The sequence below is a fragment of the Cellulomonas sp. 73-92 genome (assembly GCF_001898175.1).
In the GTDB taxonomy this organism is placed as follows: domain Bacteria; phylum Actinomycetota; class Actinomycetes; order Actinomycetales; family Cellulomonadaceae; genus Cellulomonas.
The window spans coordinates 252,652-275,035 of the sequence record NZ_MKTH01000008.1; the positions used below are offsets into that span (position 1 = coordinate 252,652).

Annotated in this window: 20 protein-coding genes and 1 riboswitch; of the genes, 6 read left to right on the top strand and 14 right to left on the bottom strand. The window is 73.9% G+C overall.

Going from position 1 to position 22,384, the window contains the following annotated elements:
• Positions 1-6 precede the first annotated feature (6 nt).
• The 4 genes from chvE to BGO37_RS04640 form a co-directional block, all read right to left on the bottom strand.
• On the bottom strand, positions 7-1,188 hold the full coding sequence (gene chvE, locus BGO37_RS04625) for a multiple monosaccharide ABC transporter substrate-binding protein (RefSeq protein ID WP_291752710.1): 1,182 nt from the start codon (positions 1,186-1,188) through the stop codon (positions 7-9).
• Positions 1,189-1,464: 276 nt separating this feature from the next.
• The gene (locus tag BGO37_RS04630; protein ID WP_291752711.1) at positions 1,465-1,737 is read right to left on the bottom strand and encodes a DUF167 domain-containing protein; all 273 of its coding nucleotides are present in this window, start codon (positions 1,735-1,737) and stop codon (positions 1,465-1,467) included.
• A 58-nt stretch (positions 1,738-1,795) separates the two neighbouring features.
• Positions 1,796-2,785, bottom strand: a complete 990-nt coding sequence (locus tag BGO37_RS04635) for a malate dehydrogenase (RefSeq protein ID WP_291752712.1) — start codon at positions 2,783-2,785, stop codon at positions 1,796-1,798.
• Positions 2,786-2,813: 28 nt separating this feature from the next.
• The gene (locus BGO37_RS04640; protein ID WP_291752713.1) at positions 2,814-4,031 is read right to left on the bottom strand and encodes an NADP-dependent isocitrate dehydrogenase; all 1,218 of its coding nucleotides are present in this window, start codon (positions 4,029-4,031) and stop codon (positions 2,814-2,816) included.
• Between the two features lie 145 nt (positions 4,032-4,176).
• Here BGO37_RS04640 and BGO37_RS04645 point away from each other — a divergent pair, with 145 nt between their 5' ends.
• On the top strand, positions 4,177-5,121 hold the full coding sequence (locus tag BGO37_RS04645) for an aquaporin (protein ID WP_291752715.1): 945 nt from the start codon (positions 4,177-4,179) through the stop codon (positions 5,119-5,121).
• 173 nt (positions 5,122-5,294) lie between these two features.
• A complete protein-coding gene (locus tag BGO37_RS04650; RefSeq protein WP_291752717.1) occupies positions 5,295-7,184 on the top strand; it encodes an adenylyl cyclase in 1,890 nt (629 codons plus the stop codon).
• Between the two features lie 15 nt (positions 7,185-7,199).
• Here BGO37_RS04650 and BGO37_RS04655 read toward each other — a convergent pair whose 3' ends face one another.
• Positions 7,200-8,513, bottom strand: coding sequence for an FAD-dependent oxidoreductase (locus BGO37_RS04655; RefSeq protein ID WP_291752719.1), 1,314 nt, complete (start codon positions 8,511-8,513; stop codon positions 7,200-7,202).
• A 33-nt stretch (positions 8,514-8,546) separates the two neighbouring features.
• Between BGO37_RS04655 and BGO37_RS04660 the strand changes: the two genes are divergently transcribed.
• The gene (locus tag BGO37_RS04660) at positions 8,547-8,813 is read left to right on the top strand and encodes a DUF3017 domain-containing protein (protein ID WP_291752720.1); all 267 of its coding nucleotides are present in this window, start codon (positions 8,547-8,549) and stop codon (positions 8,811-8,813) included.
• 23 nt (positions 8,814-8,836) lie between these two features.
• On the opposite strand, the gene purH is transcribed toward BGO37_RS04660, so the two are convergent.
• Positions 8,837-10,462 carry a bifunctional phosphoribosylaminoimidazolecarboxamide formyltransferase/IMP cyclohydrolase gene (purH, locus tag BGO37_RS04665; protein WP_291752721.1) on the bottom strand — a complete coding sequence of 542 codons (1,626 nt, stop codon included), beginning with the start codon at positions 10,460-10,462 and terminating at the stop codon, positions 8,837-8,839.
• A 46-nt stretch (positions 10,463-10,508) separates the two neighbouring features.
• Positions 10,509-10,599, bottom strand: a riboswitch (ZMP/ZTP riboswitch).
• Between the two features lie 3 nt (positions 10,600-10,602).
• The gene (purN, locus tag BGO37_RS04670) at positions 10,603-11,250 is read right to left on the bottom strand and encodes a phosphoribosylglycinamide formyltransferase (RefSeq protein WP_291752722.1); all 648 of its coding nucleotides are present in this window, start codon (positions 11,248-11,250) and stop codon (positions 10,603-10,605) included.
• 76 nt (positions 11,251-11,326) lie between these two features.
• Between purN and BGO37_RS04675 the strand changes: the two genes are divergently transcribed.
• Positions 11,327-11,983 (top strand): hypothetical protein, encoded by a 657-nt coding sequence (locus BGO37_RS04675; protein WP_291752723.1) that lies wholly within the window; start codon positions 11,327-11,329, stop codon positions 11,981-11,983.
• Here BGO37_RS04675 and BGO37_RS04680 read toward each other — a convergent pair.
• The 4 genes from BGO37_RS04680 to BGO37_RS04695 form a co-directional block, all read right to left on the bottom strand.
• Positions 11,922-13,223, bottom strand: a complete 1,302-nt coding sequence (locus BGO37_RS04680; RefSeq protein ID WP_291752724.1) for a DUF6350 family protein — start codon at positions 13,221-13,223, stop codon at positions 11,922-11,924. The genes BGO37_RS04675 and BGO37_RS04680 overlap by 62 nt on opposite strands.
• Before the next feature lie 183 nt (positions 13,224-13,406).
• Positions 13,407-14,291 carry a succinate--CoA ligase subunit alpha gene (gene sucD / locus BGO37_RS04685; RefSeq protein WP_291752725.1) on the bottom strand — a complete coding sequence of 295 codons (885 nt, stop codon included), beginning with the start codon at positions 14,289-14,291 and terminating at the stop codon, positions 13,407-13,409.
• Positions 14,292-14,319: 28 nt separating this feature from the next.
• Positions 14,320-15,426: a succinate--CoA ligase subunit beta gene (locus tag BGO37_RS04690; protein WP_291752726.1), complete on the bottom strand. Its 1,107-nt coding sequence runs from the start codon at positions 15,424-15,426 to the stop codon at positions 14,320-14,322.
• Between the two features lie 218 nt (positions 15,427-15,644).
• Entirely contained in the window at positions 15,645-16,232 is a 588-nt protein-coding gene (locus BGO37_RS04695) for a class I SAM-dependent methyltransferase (RefSeq protein ID WP_291752728.1), read from the bottom strand.
• Between the two features lie 281 nt (positions 16,233-16,513).
• On the opposite strand from BGO37_RS04695, the gene BGO37_RS04700 reads away from it, so the two are divergent.
• The gene (locus tag BGO37_RS04700) at positions 16,514-16,723 is read left to right on the top strand and encodes an RNA polymerase subunit sigma-70 (RefSeq protein ID WP_291752730.1); all 210 of its coding nucleotides are present in this window, start codon (positions 16,514-16,516) and stop codon (positions 16,721-16,723) included.
• Complete coding sequence (locus tag BGO37_RS04705) at positions 16,723-17,268, top strand: Clp protease N-terminal domain-containing protein (protein WP_291752732.1); 546 nt, start codon at positions 16,723-16,725, stop codon at positions 17,266-17,268. Before BGO37_RS04700 ends, BGO37_RS04705 begins: the two co-directional genes overlap by 1 nt.
• A gap of 110 nt (positions 17,269-17,378) precedes the next feature.
• Here the strand turns inward: BGO37_RS04705 and pcrA are convergent, their stop codons facing one another.
• The 3 genes from pcrA to BGO37_RS04720 all read right to left on the bottom strand — a co-directional run bounded on the left by pcrA (position 17,379) and on the right by BGO37_RS04720 (position 22,291).
• A complete protein-coding gene (gene pcrA, locus BGO37_RS04710) occupies positions 17,379-19,811 on the bottom strand; it encodes a DNA helicase PcrA (protein WP_291752734.1) in 2,433 nt (810 codons plus the stop codon).
• 54 nt (positions 19,812-19,865) lie between these two features.
• Positions 19,866-20,219, bottom strand: coding sequence for a hypothetical protein (locus BGO37_RS04715; RefSeq protein WP_291752735.1), 354 nt, complete (start codon positions 20,217-20,219; stop codon positions 19,866-19,868).
• 137 nt (positions 20,220-20,356) lie between these two features.
• On the bottom strand, positions 20,357-22,291 hold the full coding sequence (locus BGO37_RS04720; RefSeq protein ID WP_291752736.1) for an FAD-dependent oxidoreductase: 1,935 nt from the start codon (positions 22,289-22,291) through the stop codon (positions 20,357-20,359).
• Positions 22,292-22,384 lie beyond the last annotated feature (93 nt).

Sequence of the window (22,384 nt, forward strand, 5' to 3'; positions counted from 1 at the left end):
TGGTGACTACGCGACGCCGGCCGCGACCTGGGCGGCCGTGTAGTACTTGGAGTCGATCAGCTGCTTCTGGATGTCTTCCTTGTAGACCGTCACGACGGGCAGCAGGTAGGTCGGGACCACCTTGACGCCGTTGTTGTAGGTCTTGGTGTCGTTCGCCTCGGGCGTGTTGCCCGCGAGGAAGGCCTCGGCCACCTTGACGGCCTGCGCGGCGAGCGTGCGGGTGTCCTTGAAGATGGTCGACGACTGCACACCGTCGTTGATGAGCTTGACGGAGGCGATCTCGGCGTCCTGACCGGTGACGACCGGCAGGCCCTTGTCGAGGGTCGGGCCCATGCCGACGCCCTGCAGCGCGGTGATGATGCCGCGGGACAGGCCGTCGAACGGCGACAGCACGCCGGCGAGCTTGGCGCCACCGGTGTAGGTCGAGGTCAGCAGGTTCTCCATGCGCTGCTGGGCACCGTCCTGCGACCAGCGGAGGATCGCGACCTGGTCGAACGACGTCTGGCCGGACTTGATGACCAGCGTGCCGTTGGCGATGAACGGCTTGAGGGTGTCCATGCCGCCGTTGAAGAAGAACTTCGCGTTGTTGTCGTCGGGCGAGCCGGCGAAGACCTCGATGTTGAACGGGCCCTTGGGGGCGTCCGTCTTGGCCTTGCCGTCCTTGTCCGTCAGGCCCAGCCCGTACAGCAGGGCGTTGGCCTGGGCGACGCCGACCGCGTAGTTGTCGAACGTCGTGTAGAAGTCGACGTTCGGCGTGCCGTTGATCAGGCGGTCGTACGCGATGACCTTGATGCCCTTGGACGCGGCGTTCTCGAGCTGGCTCGTCAGGGCGGTGCCGTCGATCGAGGCGATGATGAGGAGCTTGGCGCCCTCGGTGATCATCGCGTCGAGCTGCTGGGTCTGGGTCGGGATGTCGTCGTTCGCGTACTTGAGGTCGACCTTGTAGCCGTCCTTCTCCAGCGCGGACTTCACGGCGTTGCCGTCGTTGATCCACCGCTCGGAGGTCTGGGTCGGCATCGCGACGCCGACGAGCGCGCCGGCCCCCGCCGCCGTGCCCCCGGTCGCCCCGGCGCTGCCCGTCGCGGCCGGCGTGCCGCCGCCGTTCGCGCCTCCGGCCCCGGTGCCACCGCAGGCCGCAAGGCTGAGGGCGACCGCGATGCCTGCGGCCACCATTCCGATCCGTCGCATCTTCGCGCTCCTTCTCGTCACTGAGAGATTCCCGGTCCGTCGGACCGTGGTGCGTCGGCCGGGCGGTTTCCGCCCGGTTCGCGTCCCTGGGACTGCTGCGTCCCCGGAACGGCGAGCCCTACCCTCTTGCCTTCGACTCCCGAAGTCAAGCGAATGAGAAGGTCCCCCGGTTACGAAACCATCACGGTTCGGTCTCCCGATGTGAACGCCAACATGGGGCATGTGAAGGCTCACATCCCATGATTGGCTTTGGAGCCTGAAGACAGCATCGACGGCTCACTCCCGGCGCAACGCCTCGAGCCGCTCGCGGAGGACGTCGTCGACCACCTCGTCGGCCACCTCGACGACCTTGTCGCGGCTGGTCGCGCCACTGACCAGGGTGACGAACCGTGGCCGGACCGCCAGCGCGTCCGCGAGCGCGCGCAGGGTCGCCGCGGTGGCGGCGCCGTCGACCGCGCGCGCCGTCACCGCGACGACGAGCCGGTCGCCGTGCAGACCGCCGACCCGCGTGCGCGAGGCGCCGGGCTTGACGCGGATGCCGAGGCGCACGGCGCCTATCCTCCCGTGCCCGGGCGGCGGGCCGGAGCACCACCGCGGGCCGGGCGCCTCAGACGAGGCCGAGCGCCGTCACCTGGTCGCGCTCGTCGGACAGCTCGGCGACGGAGGCGTCGACCCGCGCCCGGCTCAGCTCGTCGAGCTCCAGGCCCTGGACGATCGACCACGACGTCCCGTCGGAGGTCACCGGGAACGAGGAGACCAGGCCCTCCGGCACGCCGTAGGAGCCGTCGGACACGACGCCCGCGCTGGTCCAGTCGCCGGCCGGCGTGCCGTGGACCCAGGTGGCGACGTGGTCGATCGCCGCGTTGGCCGCCGAGGCCGCCGAGGACGCGCCGCGCGCCGCGATGACGGCGGCCCCGCGCTGGGCGACCGTGGGGATGAAGGTGTCGCGGACCCAGGCGTCGTCGGCGATCACGTCGGCCGCCGGGCGGCCGCCGATGAGGGCGTGCTGGATCGACGGGTACTGCGTGGCGGAGTGGTTGCCCCAGATGGTGAACCGCTGGATGTCCGCCACGGAGACGCCCGCCTTCGCCGCCAGCTGCGCCAGGCCGCGGTTGTGGTCGAGGCGCGTCATGGCGGTGAAGCGGTCCCGGGGGACGTCCGGCGCGTGCGAGGCGGCGATGAACGCGTTGGTGTTCGCCGGGTTGCCGACCACCAGCACGCGGACGTCGTCGGACGCCCCGGCGTTGATCGCGGCACCCTGCGGGCCGAAGATCCCGCCGTTGGCCGCCAGGAGGTCGCCGCGCTCCATGCCCGCCGTGCGCGGGCGGGCCCCGACGAGCAGCGCCACGTCCACGCCGTCGAAGGCCGCCGTCGGGTCGTCGTGCAGGTCGGTGCCGGTCAGCAGCGGGAACGCGCAGTCCTCGAGCTCCATCGCGACCCCCTCCAGCGCGTGGACCGCCTGCGGGACCTCCAGCAGGTGGAGCCGCACGGGGGTGTCGGGACCGAGCAGCTGGCCCGACGCGATGCGGAAGAGCAAGGCGTAGCCGATCTGGCCGGCGGCGCCGGTGACGGTGACGTGGACGGGGGAGGCAGGCACGGGTTCGTCTCCTTCGACGGTGGCGGGGTCAGGCGAGGCGGGCGGAGAGGTTGTCGGCGAGCACGCGGAGGAAGTCCTCGGTGGTCAGCCACTCCTGCTGCGGCCCGACGAGCAGGGCGAGGTCCTTCGTCATGGCGCCGGCCTCGACGGTGTCGACGACGACCTTCTCCAGCGTCTCCGCGAACGCGGTGACCTCGGGCGTGCCGTCGAGGGCGCCGCGGTGCTTGAGCCCGCCGGTCCACGCGTAGATGGACGCGATGGGGTTCGTCGAGGTGGGCTTGCCCGCCTGGTGCTGGCGGTAGTGCCGGGTGACGGTGCCGTGCGCGGCCTCGGCCTCGACGGTCTTCCCGTCGGGCGTCATGAGCACGCTCGTCATGAGACCGAGCGAGCCGAAGCCCTGGGCGACGGTGTCGGACTGGACGTCGCCGTCGTAGTTCTTGCACGCCCACACGTAGCCGCCCTCCCACTTGAGGGCCGAGGCCACCATGTCGTCGATGAGGCGGTGCTCGTAGGTGAGGCCCGCGGCGTCGAACTGGGCCTTGTACTCGGTCTCGAACACCTCGGCGAACAGGTCCTTGAACTGCCCGTCGTAGGCCTTGAGGATCGTGTTCTTCGTCGACAGGTAGACCGGGTAGCCGCGCTTGAGGCCGTAGGCGAAGCTCGCGCGGGCGAAGTCCTTGATGGAGTCGTTGAAGTTGTACATGCCCATCGCCACCCCGCCGCCGTCCGGGTAGGCGACGACCTCCTGGGTGATGGGGGCGCCGCCGTCCGCCGGGGTGAAGGTCAGGGTGAGCGTGCCGGCGCCCGGGACCTTGAAGTCGGTGGCGCGGTACTGGTCGCCGAACGCGTGACGGCCGATGACGATCGGCTTCGTCCAGCCCGGCACCAGCCGGGGGATGTTGCGGATGATGATCGGCTCGCGGAAGACGACCCCGCCGAGGATGTTGCGGATCGTGCCGTTGGGGCTCTTCCACATCTTCTGCAGGCCGAACTCGGCGACGCGGGCCTCGTCGGGCGTGATCGTCGCGCACTTGACGCCGACGCCGTGCTCCTTGATCGCGTGCGCCGCGTCGACCGTGACCTGGTCCGCGGTGGCGTCGCGGTTCTCGATCGACAGGTCGTAGTAGAGGAGGTCGACGTCGAGGTAGGGGCGGATCAGCGTGTCCTTGATGACCTGCCAGATGATCCGGGTCATCTCGTCGCCGTCGAGCTCGACGACCGGTCCGGTCACGGTGATCTTGGCCATCGGCGCGGTGCCTCCTCGCTCACGGGTACCCGGGCGGCACCGCGGAACAGATTACTCGACATCAAGATACTTTCGATCGCCCGTCCGGCACAGCACCACCTGGCATGCTGGGGCGGACCACCACCCCTGCGTCGACTGGACCGCCATGTCACAGCAGCAGCCCGACCCCGCCGAGTCCGTGTTCGGCGCTCCCGACATGGGGTTCGCCGAGCAGGAGCCGTCCGGCGTCCTCCTCGTCGACGAGCCCGAGACCGGGGGTCCCGGTCTCCTGGCCCGCACCGGCGCCGAGCTCTTCGGCACGTTCGTCCTCGTCTTCGCCGGCCTCGGCACGCTGCTGTACGCGAAGCTCGACACGTCGGGCGGCTCGCTGACCGTCGCCGTCGCGTTCGGCATCGCCGCGACCGTCGTGCTGGCCACGGTCGGACGCGTCTCGGGCGGGCACGTGAACCCCGCGGTCTCCCTCGGCGCGGCGATCGCCGGGCGCCTCTCGTGGGCGGACCTGCTCCCCTACTGGCTGGCCCAGCTCGTCGGCGGCGCGCTCGGCGCCGCCGTGCTCTGGCTGACCGTCCCGACCGGGCTGGCGCAGCTCATCAGCGGGTCCGAGGACAAGCACCTGCTGCTCGGCACCACGGCCAACGGCTTCGGCGACCACTCGGCGCTGGCGCACCTGCTCGAGAACTCCGCCTCGGCCGGCAAGGCGCAGTTCTCCCTGGCGGCGGCCCTGCTGGTCGAGCTGCTGGCGACGGCGATCCTCGTCGGCGTCTTCCTGGTCGCCACCCGGCACGAGGCCGTCGAGCAGCGCGCGCCCTTCGTCGTCGGCCTCACGCTGACGGTGCTCATGCTCGTCACGCTGCCCATCACCAACGGCGGCCTCAACCCGGCGCGCTCGACCGCGGCGGCCATCCTCGCGCCGTCGTGGGCGCTGTCGCAGCTGTGGCTGTTCTGGGTGGCGCCGCTCCTCGGTGCGGCGGTCGCGGCCCTGCTCGTGCGCGCGTTCGGCTCGTCGGCCACGGCCGTGAACGACGAGCTGGACGACGAGGTCGAGGACGACGGCGACGAGGAGGAGACCTTCCCGGTCCTGCCGGCCTGATCCGCCTCTCCACCCGACGGCCGGCGTCCCGACGGACGCCGGCCGTCGGCCGTGCCGGCACTCGTCGGGCTGTCCGGTCCTTCCGGTTGAGGACATCTGCCGCTGCACTTACCGTCGGGTAAGTCTGTTTCGTGGAGCTCCCACGGGACCGCCTCGACGGAGAGGACGCAGGGATGATCACCAGGTCATTCGGGCGTGACGGACTGCTGGCGACCATCACGGTGGGTGCGGTGCTCGTCGCCACCGCCGCCGTCGCCGGCCCGGCCGCAGCCGCCCCGCAGCAGCAGATCGACCCGCAGCACCCGGACTTCGGCCCGAACGTCACGATCGTCAGCCCGACCACGCCGCCCGCCCAGGTGGCGGCGACGTTGCAGGCGATCGCGAACCAGCAGCGCGACGCCGAGATGACCGACGCCAGGAAGGCGGTCTACTTCCTGCCCGGCACGTACGGCACGGCGGGCAACCCCCTGCAGTTCGAGCTGGGCTACTACACCGAGGTCGCCGGCCTCGGCCTGTCGCCCGACGACGTGACGCTCGACGGGAAGGTCGAGGTCTACAACCGCTGCCTGGCCGGCGGCGGCACGTCGAACTGCCTCGCGCTCGTCAACTTCTGGCGCACCCTGTCGAACCTCGCGCTGCACGTCGACGGCGCCGGGCAGGACGGGTGCCGGGCCAGCGCCAACTTCTGGGCCGTGTCGCAGGCGGTCTCGATGCGCCGCGTCGACATGTCCGGGGCCAACCTCTCGCTCATGGACTACTGCACCGCCGGGCCGCAGTACGCCTCCGGCGGCTTCATCGCCGACTCGCGGCTGCCGTTCGTCATCAGCGGCTCGCAGCAGCAGTGGCTCATCCGCGACAGCCAGGTGGCCGGCTGGAGCAACGGCGTCTGGAACCAGGTGTTCTCGGGCGTCGTCGGGGCGCCGAGCGACGCGGGCTACCCGGACCCGCCGTACACCACGCTCGCCACCACCCCGGTGAGCCGCGAGAAGCCGTACCTGTTCGTCGACCCGACGGGCGCGTTCAACGTGCGGGTGCCGGAGGCGAGGACCAACAGCAGCGGCATCACGTGGGCGAACGGCGTCACGCCCGGCCGGACCATCCCGATCACCGACTTCTACATCGCCCGGCCCGGCGACTCCGTGCAGACGATCAACAACGCGCTCGCGCGCGGCCAGAACCTCCTCCTCACGCCCGGCGTCTACGCCATCGACCGCACGATCGAGGTCAAGCGGCCCGACACCGTGGTCCTCGGCATGGGGCACGCGACGCTGACCTCCGTCGGCGGGGCCGTCCCCATGGCCGTCGCCGACGTGCCCGGCGTCGTCATCGCGGGCGTCACCTTCGACGCCGGCACCCAGCTGTCGCCGGCCCTGCTGCGCGTCGGCACGGCCCACGCGAACCACGGCATCGCCGCTCGCCGGTCCGTCACCGACCCGACGACGCTGTCCGACGTGTTCGTGCGCGTCGGCGGGCCGCACGTCGGCAAGGTGACGAACGCGGTGGAGGTCAACAGCGACCACGTCATCATCGACGACGCGTGGATCTGGCGCGCCGACCACGGCATCGAGGGGTTCACCAACGGCGTGAACGGCGACACCGACCGGTGGAACACCAACACCGGGCTGAACGGTCTGGTCGTCAACGGGGACGACGTCACGGCGACGGGCCTGTTCTCCGAGCACTTCCAGCACTTCAGCACGCTGTGGAACGGCAACGGCGGCACCGTCGTCATGTACCAGAACGAGCTCGCGTACGACCCGCCGACCCAGGCGGACTGGACGCAGCCGAACGGCACGCTCGGGTACCCGGGCTACAAGGTGGCCGACGGCGTCACGAGCCACCACCTCTACGGCGGTGGCGTCTACGCGTTCAACGAGAACAACCCGTCGATCCACACGGCCAGCGGGTTCGAGGTGCCGGACACCCCCGGGGTGCTGCTGCACCACGTGTTCACGATCTGCCTGTCCGGGCCGGGGACGATCGACCACGTGGTCAACGACACCGGTGGCACCGCCGGCGCCGCCACGGTGAGCCAGCGGCAGGTGGTCGTCGACTACCCGTGACCTGATCGCACCGAGCTATGCGGTGCGCAGCGGGAGCCCCGGGTCGGCGGCGGTGACGCGGTCGACCCGGGGCAGCTCCGCGCCGGCGAACAGGCGGCGCGCTGCGCCGACGTCGCGGGGACGGTCGACGACGAGCGCGGCGGTGGCACGCTCGCCGGCCAGCCAGATCGCCGACCAGCCCGCCCCGGCCGTCGGGTCGCCGCGCAGCAGCACCTCGTCGCCCGGCCCGGGCGCCCCGAAGAGCGCGAGGTCGTGGCCGAGCTGGGTCGAGAACACGTAGGGCGCCGGGTCGTCGGCCGGCGCGGGGACCGGCGTGCCCAGCAGGTGCCCGACGAGGACGCGCGGCCCGCGCAGCGCACCGTCCCAGTGCCCACCCGGCACCGTCCCGTGCCGCGGCGACCAGCGCGACGCGACGTCTCCGACGGCCCACAGGCCAGGGAGCTCCCGGCGTCCGGAGGCCAGCGCGCCGGTGCCGTCGCGGACGACGAAGACCGGGTGCCCCTCGGTCGGGGCGGGGGGGCGCTGGGGCTCGACCGCCCCGAGCACCGCGTACCGGTGACCCACCGGCACGGCACCGTCGGGTGCCAGCGGGAGCGACCGGCCGAGCCACGCCGTCGCCGGCCGGGCGCCCACCGCGGCGAGCACCACGTCGGCGGGCAGCCTGCGGCCGTCCGCCAGCTCGACGGCGTCCGGCCGCACCGCGGCGACGCGCGCGCCCGTCAGCAGCTCGACACCGGCCTCGTGGTACCACCCGGCGGTGAGCCCGCCCACGGCCTCCCCCAGCGCCGCCGACAACGGCGCACCGGCCGCCTCGACGACGGTCACCCGATGGCCCGCGGCGGCCGCGACCCCGGCCACCTCCGCGCCGATCCAGCCGGCCCCGATGACCACCAGCCGCGATCCCGGCCGGAGCGCGGTGCGCAGCCGCTCGGCGTCGGCCGCCGTGTGAAGCGTCAGCGCCGCCTCCCAGCCGGGCACGCGCACCGCGTGCGCGCCCGTCGCCAGCACGACGTGGTCGGCCGCGACCCAGCCGCCGTCGGTGAGGACGGCCGGACGAGGACCGGGCAGCAGGCCGCGCGCCGGCTCGTCCAGCCGGACCTCGTCGGCCAGCGCCCGCAGGTCGACGCCGATCTCGTCGGTCAGCCAGGAGGGGTGCGGCCGGTCGAACAGGTGCTTGGACAGCGGCGGGCGGTCGTAGGGCGGCACGCCCTCGCCGCCCAGCACCCGGATGCGCCCGTCGAAGCCGGCCTCGCGGAGCTCGGCCACGGTCTGGGCGGCGGCCAGGCCCGCGCCGACCACCAGGACGTCGCGGCCTGCCGGTTCGCTCACGCCGCCACGGTAGCCTGGCGCGCGGGAGGCGGGATGGGTGAGCGGCGGCGCGACGCGTCGTACTGGGTGGTCGCGGCCGGCATCACCGTCGCGGTCGTCGTCGGTCTCGTCGCGGACGCACGCGTCGGCGCCTACGTGCTCGCCGGCGTCCTCGCGGCCGCCGCGGCGGTGCGCGGCATGCGCCCCGAGCCGGGTCCGGCCGCCATCGGCGTGCGGCGGCGATGGCTGGACGTGTCGCTGCTCGGCGCGCTCGCCGTCGCCCTCACCGTGCTCGCCGCGATCGTCCCCGGCCGCGTCTGATCCCTCCGCCCGGCGCGTCGCCGTCAGTGGAAGAAGTGCCGCGTGCCCGTGAGGTAGAGCGTCACCCCGGCGGCGCGCGCGGCGTCGACGACCTCCTCGTCGCGCACGGAGCCGCCAGGCTGGACCACGGCCTTCACGCCCGAGGCGAGCAGCACCTCGAGCCCGTCGGCGAAGGGGAAGAACGCGTCGGAGGCCGCGACGGACCCCTGCGCCCGCTCGACCCCGGCGCGCTCGACGGCCAGCCGGCAGGAGTCGACGCGGTTGACCTGGCCCATGCCGACGCCGACCGACGCGCCGCCCTTGGCGAGGAGGATCGCGTTGGACTTCACGGCGCGCACGGCGCGCCACGCGAACACCAGGTCGGCCAGCGTCGCCTCGTCCGCCGGGTCGCCCGCCGCGAGCGTCCACGTCGCCGGGTCGTCACCCGCGGCGTCGATCGCGTCGACCTCCTGGACGAGCATCCCGCCGCTGATCTCGCGCGTGGCCAGGCCGCCGGTCGGCGGGGCGTCGACGACGAGCAGCCGCACGTTCTTCTTCTTCTCCAGGACCGCGCGGGCGTCGTCGTCGAACGCCGGCGCGACGACGACCTCGGTGAAGATCGGCGCGATCTGCTCGGCCGCCGCCCGGGTGACGGGCCGGTTCGTGGCGATGACGCCGCCGTACGCGGACACGGGGTCGCACGCGTGCGCCTTCGCGTGCGCGTCCGTGATGTCGGTGCCCACCGCGATGCCGCACGGGTTGGCGTGCTTGACGACCGCGACCGTCGGCACGTCGCCCTGGTCGTGGGCGGCGCGCCACGCGGCGTCGGCGTCGACGTAGTTGTTGTAGCTCATGGCCTTGCCGTGCAGCTGGGTGGCCTGCGCCAGGCCCGCCGGGCCGTAGCCGTCGGTGTAGAGCGCCGCGCGCTGGTGCGGGTTCTCGCCGTACCGCAGCACGGCGGCGCGGTCCCACGTCGCGCCGATCCAGGCCGGGAAGCCGGTGTGGACGCCGTCGACCTCGTCGGTCGCGGTCGCCACGTTGCCCATCCAGGACGCGACCGCGACGTCGTACGTCGCGGTGTGGACGAACGCCTGCGCCGCCAGGCGCGTGCGCTGCTCGAGCGTGAAGCCACCCGCACGGACGGCGGCCACCACCTCGTCGTACGACGACGGGTCGACGACGACCGCGACGCTCGGGTGGTTCTTGGCGGCGGCGCGCACCATCGACGGCCCGCCGATGTCGATCTGCTCGACGCACTCGTCGACGCCCGCGCCCGAGGCCACGGTCGCCGTGAACGGGTAGAGGTTGACGACGACGAGCTCGAACGGCGCCACGCCCAGCTCCGCGAGCTGCGCGAGGTGCTCCGGCCGGCGCGTGTCGGCGAGGATGCCGGCGTGCACGCGCGGGTGCAGCGTCTTGACGCGCCCGTCGAGGCACTCGGGGAAGCCGGTGAGCTCCTCGACGCGGGTGACGGGCACGCCCGCGGCGGCGATGCGGGCCGCCGTCGACCCGGTGGAGACGAGCTCGACGCCCGCCTCGTGCAGGGCGGTGGCCAGCTCGGCGAGGCCGGTCTTGTCGTAGACGGAGACGAGTGCTCGGCGGACCGGGCGGCGCCCCTGCGGATCGGCGTCGGCCGGGGCGGCTGCGGGGGGAAGCGAGGCGTGCGACACGGGGCGGCTCCTGGGTCGGGCGCACCGTCGGGTGCGCGGTGACGATCCCAGGCACCCAGGCGTCCGGTGCGTTGTCGGGTGGTGCTCGGCCGCTCCCCGGTGGTCAGGCCCACCTCACGCCAGTCACGGCCGGGGACATCCTAACCGGCGCCGAGGCTCGCCTTCCTGCCGTCGACGGTCAGCCCTCCGCGCAGGATCCGTCCGACGACGTCGACGAGGAGCGTGCGTTCCGCGACCTTGATGCGCTCGTGCAGGGTGCCCTCGTCGTCGTCGTCCGCCACCGGCACCGGCACCTGCGCGACGATGGGCCCGGAGTCCACGCCCTCGTCGACGACGATCACCGAGCAGCCCGTCACCTTGACGCCGTGCGCGAGGGCGTCACGCACCGCGTGGGCGCCGGGGAACGCCGGCAGCAGCGCCGGGTGCGTGTTGACCGCCCGGCCGCCGAACGCGGCGAGGAAGGCCGGGCCGACGAGCCGCATGAACCCCGCCATGACGACGAGGTCGGGGCGGAAGGCCGCCACCGCGGCGGTCAGCGCACGGTCCCACGCCGCGCGGTCGGGGAAGTCGGCGAGCCGCACCGTGGCGCGGGCGACACCCGCGGCCTCGGCCCGCTCCAGGGCGCCGGCGGCGGGCCGGTCGGTGACGACGCCGACGACCCGCCCGCCGAACGCGGGGTCGTCGTGCGCCGCGAGCAGGGCGCCGAGCACCGAGCCCGCGCCGGACGCGAGGACGACGACACGGCCCGACGACCGGGTGGGCGGTTGCGGCGGCGATGCGGGCGGCACGGCTCGACCCTAACCGCGATGCGGACGCCCGGTAGCCATGAGGTGGTCACCCAGGCGCGGGGCGGAGAATGCTGCCGTGAGCAACCCCTACGCCCCGCCGGAGGACCGCGAGCGCGAGGCGCAGCGCGCCGGGCGCGCCCCCGAGCCGCCGGCGGGCGCCGAGGCCCTCCCACCCGTGCCGCCGGCCGGCGCCGGCGCACCCGCGGCGCCCACCGGCACCGGCGCTCGTCCGGCCGGCACGAGGCACGGCGCCCCGTACTCCGGGCCGCTGGCCGCACCGGACCGCTCCCCCGAGGGCGTGCCGTACGAGCGCCCTCGGGCGCCGCACCAGGACCCTCCCGCGAGCCCGGCGGACGTGCTGCGCGTGGCCTCGCTGCTGCGCTGGACGGCCGTCCTCGTGCTGGTCGCGGTCGTCGGCGACCTGTTCGTGTTCCCGTGGTTCCTCGCGGCCGGTCTGGTCGGGCTCGGCGCGCTCGTCGTCGGCGGCCGGGGCCTGGCCCTGGCGGCGCGGACGCGGCAGAGCACACCGCGCACGCTGCTGATCCTCCTGGTCGTCGTCGCGCTCCTCGGCCTGACGCGGCCCACCACGGCGCTGCTGACGTGGGACGCCGAGCAGTCGTACGCCCGCTGCCAGGCCGCCGCCCTCACGGTCCAGGCGCAGAACGCATGCGTCAGCGAGTACCAGCAGGCTCTCGATGCTCGTGTGGCTCAGCTGAAGAGCCGGGCGGGCTGACTTCACGGTGCGGCCGGCCGATGCCGCCCAGCACCGCCGATCGCACCAGCCGCTCCGCCGGCAGCGCCACCGCCGCCGCGCCGAGCACCGCGCCCGCCGCGGCCAGCCCCGCCACCGCCCACACCGGCGCGCCGATCGCCGCCATCCGTCCCGTGCCGATCGCGCCGCCGGCGGCGGCGACGCCGAGGGCGACGAGCAGGCCGGTGACAGCGCCCACGACACCGGCCGCGGCGGCCGGCTCCCACGCGCGCTCCGCGACGAGCCGGCGGTGCACCACCGCGCCTGCCACCAGCCCGCCCACGACGAGCAGCGCGGGGGCGAGCCGGGACGGGCCACCAGCCAGCAGGTCCGTCGGCAGCGCCCCGAGCAGCGGCACCGCCGGCAGCGGCCCGGCCGTGACGGCGTCGGGCCCGAAGTGCGAGCCGGCGCCGACCGCGAAGCCCGGGCCGGCGAGCCATGCCCCGGCCCACGCCACGAGGTTCGGCGCGAAGCCGAGCTCGCCGATCGCGAGCACGATCGACCCCATCGTGTCCAGCCCGAGGCCGCGCACCACCGCGTCGACCTGCGCCCGGCCGGCAAGCACCCAGCCGGCAGCCGTCAGCGCGGCGAGCACGACGAGCACGCCGGCCCCGACGACACCGCCGACGACGCCGGCACGCAGCCACTGCGGCAGCCGCGCCCACGGCCGGCCGATGCGTCGCCGCAGCACGTCGGCGTCGCCGCGGCGCAGGACGCCGGCGCCCAGGCCGAGGCCGCCGACGACGAGGGCGCCGAACGCGGCGTGGAACGCGCGGCCCGCGGTCATCGGGTCGCTCAGCGCCACCGCCAGGACGAGCACCACATAGGTGCCGAGGGCCGCCAGGAACGCCGACGGCACCGGCCGCGCCGAGCGGCGGGCCGAGGCGTAGGCCGTGTACCAGGCGATCGCCGTCAGCCCGAGCGGCACGAGGGTGACGTGCCCGAGCGGGACGCCGTGCCCCAGCAGCCACAGGCCCGCACCGATCTGCACCGAGCGGGTCCACGGGACGCCGACGTTGGACGGGTCCGCCGACGTCACGACGAACACGGCGACGGCCGGCACCACGGTCACCGCGAGCGAGAGGACGACCGCCTGCACCGCCGCCAGCACCCCGGAGACCCACGGCAGCCCGCCGTCGAGCGGGCTGGGCTCACGAGCCGGCGGAGGCGGGACGCCGATGACGCGGCGCGTAGCGGCCGCCGGCCGCTGCGGGGTGCTCATCCGCCCATCGTCGGGTGCGCCCGCCGACGCCCGGCTCAGGTGCCCCGGCGCGTCGCCACCCCGCCGCCCCTCCCACGGCCCGCGAGCGCATGGTTCGTCGCCGACGTCGTGGGTTCCGTGGCACGGAAGGGTGGATGTCGACGACGAACGATGCGCTCGGCGCGGGGACGCGGTGCGCGAGGGTCAGTGACGGGCTGCCAGGATCGAGCGCGCGATCGCCGCGGTCTCCGACGGGGTCTTGCCGACCCGGACGCCGGCGGCCTCCAGCGCGTCCTTCTTCGCCTGCGCGGTGCCCGACGAGCCGGACACGATCGCGCCGGCGTGGCCCATCGTCTTGCCCTCGGGGGCCGTGAAGCCGGCGACGTAGCCGACGACGGGCTTGGTGACGTGCTCCGTGATGAAGGCCGCGGCCCGCTCCTCGGCGTCGCCGCCGATCTCGCCGATCATGACGATCAGCTCGGTCTCCGGGTCCGCCTCGAACGCGGCCAGCGCGTCGATGTGCGTGGTCCCGATGACGGGGTCGCCCCCGATCCCGATGCAGGTGGAGAAGCCGTAGTCGGACAGCTCGAACATCATCTGGTAGGTCAGCGTGCCGGACTTCGACACCAGCCCGATCGGCCCGGCGCCGGTGATGTCCGCGGGGATGATCCCGACGTTCGAGCGGCCCGGCGTGATGAGGCCAGGGCAGTTGGGCCCGATGATGCGCGAGCCCTTGGCCTGCGCGTACGTGAAGAACTCCGCCGTGTCGGCGACCGGGACACCCTCGGTAATGACGACGATGAGCGGCACTCCCGCGTCGACCGCCTCGACGACGGCGTCCTTGGTGAAGGCCGGCGGCACGAAGACGACCGACACGTCGGCGCCGGTCTGGCGCACGGCCGCCTCCACCGTGCCGAACACCGGCACGTCCCGCGTCGGGAAGGACACGACCTCGCCGGCCTTGCGCGGGTTGACGCCGCCGACGACGTCGGTGCCGGAGGCGAGCATCCGGGTGGTGTGCTTGGTCCCCTCGGACCCGGTCATGCCCTGGACGATGACCTTGGACTGCTCGGTCAGGAAGACGGCCACTTCTGGTTGCTCCTCAGGTCTGCGGGTCTCAGGCGGCGGCCGCGAGCGCGGCGGCGGCGTCGGCGCCGCCGTCCATCGTCTCGGCCAGGGTGACGAGCGGGTGCGCGGCGGCCGCGAGGATCGCCCGGCCCTCGGCGACGTTGTTGCCGTCCAGCCGCACGACGAGGGGCTTGGACGCCTCGTCGCCGAGCATCTCGAGCGCCGCGACGATGCCGCGCGCGACCTCGTCGCACGCCGTGATGCCGCCGAACACGTTGACGAACACGGCCTTGACCTGCGGGTCGGACAGGATGATGTCGAGCCCGTCGGCCATCACCTGGGCCGAGGCGCCGCCGCCGATGTCGAGGAAGTTGGCGGGCCGCACCCCGCCGTGCGCCTCGCCGGCGTACGCGACGACGTCGAGCGTGCTCATGACGAGGCCCGCGCCGTTGCCGATGATGCCGACCTGGCCGTCGAGCTTGACGTAGTTGAGGTGCTTGGCCTTGGCGCGCGCCTCGAGCGGGTCCTTGCCGTCCAGGGCGATGACACGGCCGTCGGTGGTCAGCACCAGCGGGTTGACCTCGACGAGGGTGGCGTCCTCCTCGTCGTACACCGCCCAGAGCCTGCGCAGCACCTGGGCGACGCGCGGCGCGACGGCCTCGTCGAAGCCCGCGGCCGCGACGATCTCGTCCGCCTTCGCCTCGTCGATGCCGACCAGCGGGTCGACGGGGATGCGGGCGAGCGCCTCGGGTCGCTCGACGGCGAGCTGCTCGATCTCCATGCCGCCCTCGACGCTCGCCATCGCCAGGTAGCGGCGCTCGGCGCGGTCGAGCAGCAGGGAGACGTAGTACTCCTTGTCGATGTCGGCGCCGAGCGCGACGAGGACGCGGTGCACGGTGTGGCCCTTGATGTCCATGCCGAGGATCTGCGCGGCGACCTGCTCGGCCTCGTCGGGCGTCCGGGCAAGCTTGACGCCGCCCGCCTTGCCGCGGCCGCCCGTCTTGACCTGAGCCTTGACCACCACGAGGCCGGCCCCACGCAGCAGCTGCTCGGCGGCGGAACGGGCCTCCGCCGGCGTGGTCGCGACGAGGCCGTCGAGGACGGGGACCTCGTGCGCGGCGAACAGGTCACGTGCCTGGTACTCGAACAGGTCCACCCTCGGTCCTCTCGTCGGCCTCGCCGGCCCTCGTCGGCCGCGGGCTCACGCTCGGCCGGCCCGCGCCGGCTCGATCGTAGCCGGATTTCTCGACGTCGAGACATCGGGCCGGATGCTCCCTGGGTCGGCAGGTTCGGGCCGGACCCGGGCGTCCGGGCCGCGTCACGGGACGGCCGGGGCACGCCGTCGGGGGCGAACGCGCCCAGCCGGCGCGCATGTCACACGGGACGGTGCGCGGTCAGCCGGACGAGTGCCGGCAAGCCCATCACCCAGGCGTTGCGGCGCACGACGATCAGCCCGGCCCGCCGCAGCGCGCGAGCGACGTGGCGGCTCGGCCCGCGCATCTCGACCACCACGATGGCGCCGCCCGGGGCGAGCACACGCGTGAGCTCGGCGACGCCGCCGTCGAGGTCCGGCCAGTGGTGCATCGTCAGCACCGCCGACACGACGTCGGCGGACGCGTCGGGCAGGGGCAGGTGGGCGGCGTCGCCGCGGACCACGCGGCCAGGCTCGGCCACCGGCGCCACCGGCGCCACCGCGAGCCGTGCCTGCGCCAGCTCGACCATGCGCTCCGAGGGGTCGACGCCCGTCACGCCGGCGTCCGGGCGCAGCGCGGCGATCGCCGCCGGGAGCGCCCCGGGGCCGGTCCCGACGTCCACGTAGCGCCCGCCGCGGGGCAGCGCCTCGGCGATGCGCCGCGCGGTCCGCTCGTGCATGCCGCCCATCCAGCGCGCGTGCTCCGCGTAGCGGTCGGCGCCGTCGCCCTCGAACGTCTCGAGCCACTCGTGGTCCCGCCGATGCCCCATCGCCCCTCCTCCACGCCGCGGCCCGTCGCCGACTCGCTCGCTCGACGCCGAGCGCACATCCTCCCCCGCACGACCGACGTCCGCAGCCACACGCAGACACGCCTCCCGGCCCGCGCCCCTCTCGCGCACCCCTCACGCGCCCCCCCTGCCCGTCGAGCGCCGGTGTCCTCCTCCGAGCGCCGCCCTCGTTTCACCGGCGCTCGGTGGACATCTGCGGCGTTCGACGAGGAGGGCGTCAACATGGGTTGACACGGACAAGGGTGTCAACGTAGGTTGACGGCATGTCCAGCGACCTGATGTCCGCCGCCGCGGGCGACGACCCCGCCGAGGGGCTCCACGCCGTCCGCTCGCTGCGCGTCCTGGCCGACCGGCTGGAGGCGTTGCACGTCGAACGCGCCCGCCGGCTCGGCTGGCCGTGGCAGCACATCGCCGACGTGCTCGGCGTGACGCGGCAGGCGGTCCACAAGAAGTACGGGAAGAGGTTCCCCTGATGTACGAACGATTCACACGCAGCGCCCGCCAGGCCGTCGTCTGGGCCGAGGAGGCCGGCCGCCGCGAGGGCGCCGACCACATCGAGTCCGGCCATGTGCTGCTCGGCGCGGTCCACGTCGAACGGTCGGTCGCGGCACGCGCCCTCGCCCGCCTCGGCATCGAGCCGGACTCGCTCGCCGAGTGCGTCCGCTCCCTGAAGACCGACAGCCTCGACGCCGACGCGCTCGCGGGCATCGGCGTCGACCTGGAGGCCGTGCGCGCCCAGGTCGAGGCGACGTTCGGCGCCGGCGCGCTCGACGCTGCCACCAGGCCGCGCCGCACCAAGGGCCACGTCCCCTTCGACCCCGCCGCCAAGAAGATGCTCGAGCTGGCGCTGCGCGAGGCGATCCGGTTCAGGAGCAAGGGCATCGACACCGGACACCTGCTGCTCGCCGCCGCCCGCCTGGACGGCGCCGCCGCCCAGAAGGCGCTGGCATGGTTCGGCCACGACCGCAAGGCCATCGAGGACGCGGTGGTGGCCGCCTGGGCGGACGCCGGCGAGTAGGTGGTGCTGGCGTACGCGCGCTGGCGGGAACCCGGCCGTCCTGACGCCTTGGGCTCAGACGGGTGGGGGCTCGACGAGGTCGGGAACGAGATCCCGGTGAGCCGCCGGCCCTACAGCTTGGTGACGGGCGAGAACCGGAGCAGCAGCCGCTTGGTGCCCGACGAGCCGAAGTCCACCTTCGCCACCGCGTTCTGCCCGACCCCCTCGAGGGCGACCACCGTGCCGAGCCCGTAGGCGTCGTGCGTCACCTTGTCGCCCACCGCCAGGCTCGGCACGTCGGCGCGGGGGGTGGCCGAGCCGAACGTCGCCCCGGTCTTCGGCAGCGCCGGCCGCTCCTCGTCCTTCGGCTTGCGGCCCCAGCCCGAGCCCGACGAGCGACCGGCGCCGAAGCCGGACCCCCACCCGCCGCGGATCGACGACGTCGACGATTCCCGCCGCCGCCAGTCGATGAGGTCCTCGGGCAGGTCGGCGAGGAAGCGGCTCGGCGGGAACTCGTTCGGGACGCCCCACGCCGTACGGATCGCGGCGCGCGAGATGTACAGGCGCTCGCGCGCCCTGGTCACGCCCACGTAGGCCAGCCTGCGCTCCTCCTCGAGCTGCTCCGGGTCGGACAGCGAGCGCACGTGCGGGAACGTGCCGTCCTCCATGCCGGTGAGGAACACCACCGGGAACTCCAGGCCCTTGGCGGTGTGCAGCGTCATGAGGGTGACGACCCCGGGATCCGGCCCGGTCACCTCGTCCGCGCCGTCCGGCGTGGGGATCTGGTCGGAGTCGGCGACGAGCGACACGCGTTCGAGGAAGTCCGCCAGGTCACCCTCGGGGTCGCTCTGCTCGAACTCGGTGGCCACGGCGTGCAGCTCGGCGAGGTTGTCGACCCGCGAGCCGTCCTGCGGGTCGTCGGACGCCCGCAGCTCCGCGAGGTAGCCGGAGCGGTCGAGCACGGCCCCCAGCACCTCGGACGGCCCGGCAGACGCGGCCAGCTCCCGCAGGCCGCCCAGCAGGTCGCGGAACGCCGCGAGCCCGCTCACCGCCCGCGTGCCGAGGCCCGGCACCTCGTCGACCCGCTCGAGGGCGGCCCCGAACGAGATCCGCTCCCGCTCCGCGAACGCCGCCACCATCGCCTCGGACCGCTCCCCCAGCCCCCGCTTGGGCACGTTGAGCACGCGCCGCAGGTTGACGTCGTCGTCCGGGTTGGCGATGACACGCAGGTAGGCGATCGCGTCCTTGATCTCGCGCCGCTCGTAGAACCGGGTGCCGCCGACGACCTTGTAGGGCAGGCCGACGCGGACCAGCACCTCCTCGATCGCGCGGGACTGGCTGTTGGTGCGGTAGAACACCGCCACGTCGCCGGGCCGCACACCGCCGGCGTCCCCCAGGCGGTCGATCTCCTCGGCGACGAACCGCGCCTCCTCCCGCTCGTCGTCCGCGACGTAGGCGACGATCTGCGGGCCGGCGCCCTGGTCGGTCCAGAGCCGCTTCGGCTTGCGGCCGGGGTTCTTGGCGATGACGGCGTTCGCCGCCGAGAGGATGTTCTGCGTCGACCGGTAGTTCTGCTCGAGCATGATCGTCGACGCGTCCGGGTAGTCCGCCTCGAACTCGAGGATGTTGCGGATCGACGCGCCACGGAACGCGTAGATCGACTGGTCGGCGTCGCCCACCACCGTGAGCTCGCCGCGCTCCACCCCGTCCGACCCGTCGCCGACGAGCGTGCGCACCAGCACGTACTGCGCGTGGTTCGTGTCCTGGTACTCGTCGACCAGCACGTGGCGGAACCGGCGGTGGTAGTGCTCGGCGATCGCCGGGAAGGCCTGGAGCAGGTGCACGGTCTCCGAGATCAGGTCGTCGAAGTCCATCGCGTTCGCCTGCCGCAGCCGCGTGGTGTACCGCGTGTACACGTCCGCCAGCACGGAGTCGAAGTCGTTGCTGCCGGTCCCGCTCGTCGCGGCGAACCGCTCGGCGTCGACCAGCTCGTCCTTGAGGTTGGAGATCTTCGCCGCCATCGCCTTGACCGGGTACTTCTTCGGGTCGAGGTCCAGCTCCCGGGCTACCAGGGTGAGCAGCCGCTGGCTGTCGGCCGCGTCGTAGATCGAGAACGACGAGCGCAGCCCGAGCGAGGTCGCCTCGCGCCGCAGGATCCGCACGCAGGCCGAGTGGAAGGTCGACACCCACATCCGCTGCGCCGCCGGGCCGACGAGCGCCTCGACGCGCTCGCGCATCTCGGCGGCCGCCTTGTTGGTGAACGTGATCGCGAGGATCTCCCCCGGCCGCGCCCGCTTCGTCGAGAGGAGGTGAGCGATGCGATGGGTGAGCACCCTCGTCTTGCCCGATCCGGCCCCGGCGACGATGAGCAGCGGCCCGCCCTCGTGGAGCACCGCCTCGCGCTGCTGCGGGTTGAGGCCCCGGATCAGCGCGTCCGCGTCTGGGAAGCGCGGGGGCGCCTCCTCCGGCTGGTCGTCGCGCGGGGGCACGACGAGCGGCAGTCCGGACGGGTCCCCCGGGTGCGGCGCGTGGGTGGCGGGCAGGTGCTCGAACAGCGACGTCATGGCCCCTTCAGGGTAGGCGAGCGCGGGGACACCGCCGCACGCGCCGACGAAGGGTCAGCTCCCGATCGTCGCGACCCCGACGTTGATCACCGTCAGCGCCGCGATGGCGCCGAGCAGAGGCTTGCTCACCCGTGCCGGCCGGGCGTGGGCCAGCCAGACGAGGCCGGTGATCACCAGCGCGACGATGAGCTTCGTCGCGACCCAGGCGGGCGAGGGCTTCGGGTCGCTGCTCGGTGGCCAGACGTAGAGGACGAGCACCATGGCCAGCCCGGTCACCAGGGCCGTGAGCACGCCGTGGAACGCCCCGGCGTAGAGCGATCCGCTCTTGAGCCCGACCAGTGCGGCGCCCAGGACGATCGCCCAGCCGATCAGGTGGAGGAACAGCAGGACGTGCAGGAACACCGTCATGCCCGCAGCCTACGGAGCGTTCCCGCCGGGCGCGGGACGGAAGTGGCCGGTGTGGCGGATGCCGCCCCCCTGCGGCACCCTCCACCACACCGGCCACGCTCGGCTGCGGCATCCCACGATGCCGCCGTTGACGGCCGCTACAGCGCGCGCGCCAGGGCGTTCGCCTCCGCGATGGCGTCGAGCGCACGACGAGCCCGGACGGCGTCGCCGACCACGTGGTAGGCGATCCCTCGCTGGGCGCAGTGCCGCGCCAGCGGCGTGTGGTCGTCGGGCCGCGAACCCAGCGCGAGCACCACCGTGTCGCACGGCACCTCGCGCGTCAGCCCGCCCTGCTCGACGACGATCGACCCGCTCCTGACGGCCGTCACCGTGGTCCCGGTCAGCTGCTCGACGCCCTCGGTGGCCAGGGCCTCGAGGACGCAGATCTTGCGGAGGTCGCCCAGGCCGCTGCCGACCTCGTCGAGCATCTCGACGACCGTGACGGGCACGTCCCGCTCGGCGAGGTACTCCGCGACCTCAAGCCCGACGAGGCCGCCGCCGAGCACCGCCACGGTCCCGTGCACCTCGTACGCGCCCGTGAGCACCGCGACGGCGTCGGTGACGTTCTCCCGGTCGGCGCCGGGGATCGACGGGTGGATCGGCCGGGCGCCGGTGGCGTCGATGACGACCTCCGGGGCGATCTCGTCGACCAACGACGGGGTCACCCTGGTGCCCAGCCGGACCTCCACGCCGGCCCGCACCACCTGGTCGGCCCTGGAGGCCGCGGCGTCGGCCATCTCCTGCTTGCGGGGCGCCTGGCCGGCCACGCCGAACTGGCCACCGAGGTGGTCGGACGCCTCGACGAGGACCGGCTTGTGCCCGCGCTGCGCGAGCACCAGCGCCGCCTCCATCCCGGCCACGCCGCCGCCGGCGACGAGCACGCGCAGGGGCCGCAGCGTCGGCGACGGGGCGCCCTCCGCCTCGCGTCCGACGAGCGGGTTGCGCAGGCAGGTGATCGGCCCGAACGACGCGACGATCCGGTCGTAGCAGCCCTGGTCGCAGCCGACGCACCGGACGATGTCCCGCGCCCGGCCGGCGGCGGTCTTCGCGACGAACTCGGGGTCGGCGATCTGGCCACGCCCGACGACGACCATGTCCGCCTTGCCGGACGCGATGATCTCCTCCGCCTGGTCGGGGTCGTTGATGCGGCCCACCGCGATGGTCACCATCCCGGTGCCGCGCCGGATCGCGGCCGCGTTGGCGACGTTGAAGCCGCGCGGCACGTCGATGGGCGGCACCTCGTACCTGATCGCCGAGGTGACGACGTTGCCGCGCGAGACGTCCAGCGCGTCGACGCCGGCCTCGTGGGCGAGCAGCGAGAACGCGATGACGTCGTCGACCGTCAGGCCGCCGGGCAGCTCGTCGTCCTGCGCGTCGATCCGCATGAGCAGCGGCATGTCGTCGGGCATCGCGGCCCGGACCGCCGCGATCGCCGCCAGCGGGTAGCGCGCCCGGTTCGCGGCACTGCCGCCGTACTCGTCCATGCGCTGGTTGAGCGCCGGCGAGAGGAAGGCGTGCGGCGAGTAGTTGTGCGCGCAGTGGAACTCGATGGCGTCGAACCCGGCCTCGACGGCGCGGGCGGCGGCGGCGCCCCACGCCGCGACGACCTCGGCGATCTTCTCGGGGGTCGACCCCGGCACGAGCCCGGCGGGGGTCGGCAGGCCGCTCGGCGAGATCAGCTCGAGATGCGCGGGGTCGAACCCCCACGCGGCCAGGCCGCCCTGCCACAGCTGCACGGCCGTCCGCCCGCCGGCCGCGTGGATCGCGTCGGTGAACCGGCGCAGTCCCGGCACGAACTCGTCCCCGGAGATGTTGAGGAAGCAGCCGGGGGCCGAGGGCGCGTGGATCGACGTCGCCTCGGTGACGTTGAGCCCGGAGCCACCCACGACCCGGGCCACGTGGTACGCGATCAGCTGGTCGGTGACGTACCCGCCGGGCGCGACGAAGCCGGTGGCCATGGCGGGGAAGACGACGCGGTTCGTCAGCTCGAGCCCGCGCAGGCTGATCGGGGCGAGCAGGTGGTCGTACGGCATGTCGGCTCCTCGAGCGGGACGCGCGCACGGCACGGCCGGGCGGCGACGTCGGCGGACGGCTCTCCCTGCATCGTCACGCCGCGCCATGGCCCT